The organism is Alienimonas chondri, from assembly GCF_013036045.1.
GTDB classification, from domain to species: domain Bacteria; phylum Planctomycetota; class Planctomycetia; order Planctomycetales; family Planctomycetaceae; genus Alienimonas; species Alienimonas chondri.
The window spans coordinates 1-2,285 of the sequence record NZ_WTPX01000300.1 but is presented as its reverse complement, the minus strand read 5'-3'; the positions used below and the strand labels follow the sequence as shown (position 1 = coordinate 2,285).

Genomic DNA, 2,285 nt, shown 5'->3' with positions numbered 1-2,285 from the left:
CCGTCCGCCCTCCCGGCCGCCGGGGGCGGCCGTTACTCAGGCGTGCCTGGCGGCACGCAGGGCGCCCCGGCGTGGTGCCGGGGCGAGTGCCGCGTCCGCGGCGCCGCGCAACAGCGAAGATAGTGGTAACCGAGTCCGGCCCGCGCCGGGGTGTCACCCCCGAGTTACCGGCACCACCCCACCCCCTTCGCGGATTTGCCTGATCGATAACGTGCCGCGATCTAGCGACCACGCCGGGGCGTGCCCCAGATTGGTCCGCGGCAATGACCCTCACCTCCCGCGACGCAGCCCTACTCGTCGCCCTCTGCGCAAAAATCCGCGTGTTGTCCCTCCCCCAGATCGCCGACGCATGGTGGCCCGAGGCCGCCGACGGAAAAGCCGCCGCGCGGCGTCGGCTGGGCAAGCTCGCGGCGGCCGACCTTGTCTCCCGCCGGCGGGTGCCCGCCTCCCCTTTGCCGCCGATGGAGGCCCCCGTCGTCGCGTGGAAACCGGACGGTCCGACCCCTGATTGCGGAGCCGCGGCATGGACGCTGCAACGCCGCTGGGCGGCGACCGGCGGGCCGCGGGCCTCGACCGTCTACCTCGCCGGGGCGGCCGCCGCGAAGATCTACGGCGGGGCGTCCGCGGGGAAGCTGCCGGCCGCCTACCAGGCCACCCACGACCTGGGCGTCTCCGCGATGTTCCTGCGTCTGCTGCGGGACAACCCGCCCGCCGCCGCCCGTTGGATCGGGGAGGATCGGTTGGCCCCCTACCGCAAGCGGCAGAAGTTGCCTGACGCGGTGCTGGCGGACGGGCCGGGGTCCGAGCCGGAATTGGTGTTGGAGTTCGGCGGGTCGTACGACAAACGCCGGGTCGCGGCGTTCCATCAAGACTGCGCCCGCCGGCGCCTGGCGTACGAGGTGTGGTGATGAACGACCGCCCGCCGCCCCGCCCCCCCGCCGGCGGGGGCAAGCTCTCGGACCGCGACTATGAAATCCTCCGGCATCTCAAACGCTACCGGGTCACCACCCGGGAGGTGCTCGGGCGGCTGTTCTTCCGGGACAGCGAACTGAACGCCGTCTCGAAGGTCGTCTCGCGGTTGGAGAAGGGCGGGTACCTGTCGTCGCACGAACTGGCGAGCGGGACCGGCCGCCGCTACTACACCGTCGGCGCGACCGCCTGCCGGCTGCTGGGACTCTCGACGCGCAAAGCCGGGCCGCGGGGGCCGCAGGCTCTGCTCACCGACTACGCGATTCTCCTGTACTGCTGCGGGAGGGAGACGGAGTCCGCTCGGAAGCGGCTGGCGGTCTCCGAGCTGGCCTCCAAGCAGCCGAACCTGCTCGGCAAGGGGATGGACGCCGGGCGATACGTCTTGGAGACGCCGGCGGTCGGCGTCAGTACGCTCGGCTTCGTGCGGGTGGATCACGGGGGGGACGTGGCCCACATCGTTCGCAAATGCGCCGCCGACGTGGAGAAGCGGGCCGGGATTCGTTCGATTCGCCAGCTCATGGACGAGCGGCGGTTCGTGCTGGTCGTCGTCACGGCCAGCGAAGATAAGCGGCTGGAGATCCGGGACGCTTTGGCCCGCCGCCCGTGGCTGGTGCAGTTCAGGGTCGAGGCGGCCTCGGGCTTGGCCCCGCTCGTCTCCCCGCTGCCGGCCTGACCGCGGTGTTCGGCTCGCCCAGCCTCCGCCGCGCCCTTCACCGCGTCCCGTTCCGGCGGGAGTCGGATTTCCAATCAGCGACCAATCCCACGCAGTGGGGAAATCTGCCGGACTCGAACCGGCCGGAACTCGCCCTGCCGGAGTTCGGCGACACGCGGGCGGCGAAGCGGGCCTCCGGGTTCCGTTTCCTCTGGCTGTCGATCGCCGGACTGGCCCCAGTCGTCGCGGTCGTGACGTTCACGACCGCGGCCGGGAGACCCGAGGGCGGGGCGGTCGCCGCCGCACTGGCGACGCTGCTGGTGGCGGCGTCCGCGCTCTCAAGCGTCGGGAGGTGGTGGGGCCTTCTGGCCGTGCCGGCCGCCGCCGGGGTGGCGTTCGCCGTCGCCGCGTCGGACTCGCCGCTCGCCCCGGCGGTCATCGCCGCGCTGCTCGCCGCCGTCGCGGCGGAGCGGTTCACCGCGCAATCGGTCCACTTCCAGTCCCGGCTGCCCCTCCCGTCGGGCTTGGGGAGGCGGTATCGAGAGGTGTGGCGGATGCGGTTCCAGGCGCCCGGCGTCCAGTGGCGCGGGGAATCGTACCCGGGGCTGCTCCTGACGCTGCCGACCGCGGGCCTCGCGGGCGTCGCGGCGGTGCGGTTCGGGTG

3 protein-coding genes are annotated in these 2,285 nt (G+C 72.9%); all 3 read left to right on the top strand.

Annotation, left to right across the window (positions count from 1 at the left end; translation table 11 throughout):
- Positions 1-263: 263 nt before the first annotated feature.
- On the top strand, positions 264-908 hold the full coding sequence (locus tag LzC2_RS21185; RefSeq protein ID WP_171190010.1) for a hypothetical protein: 645 nt from the start codon (positions 264-266) through the stop codon (positions 906-908).
- Complete coding sequence (locus LzC2_RS21180; protein ID WP_171190009.1) at positions 908-1,642, top strand: MarR family transcriptional regulator; 735 nt, start codon at positions 908-910, stop codon at positions 1,640-1,642. The genes LzC2_RS21185 and LzC2_RS21180 overlap by 1 nt, the downstream gene beginning before the upstream one ends.
- Before the next feature lie 5 nt (positions 1,643-1,647).
- On the top strand, positions 1,648-2,285 hold a 638-nt coding region (locus tag LzC2_RS21175), incomplete at its 3' end, for a hypothetical protein (protein WP_171190008.1).

Excerpts from the sequence above, each read along its gene's own strand:
- LzC2_RS21185 (WP_171190010.1), top strand. The coding sequence starts at position 264 with ATGACCCTCACCTCCCGCGACGCAGCCCTACTCGTCGCCCTCTGCGCA.
- LzC2_RS21180 (WP_171190009.1), top strand. The coding sequence starts at position 908 with ATGAACGACCGCCCGCCGCCCCGCCCCCCCGCCGGCGGGGGCAAGCTC.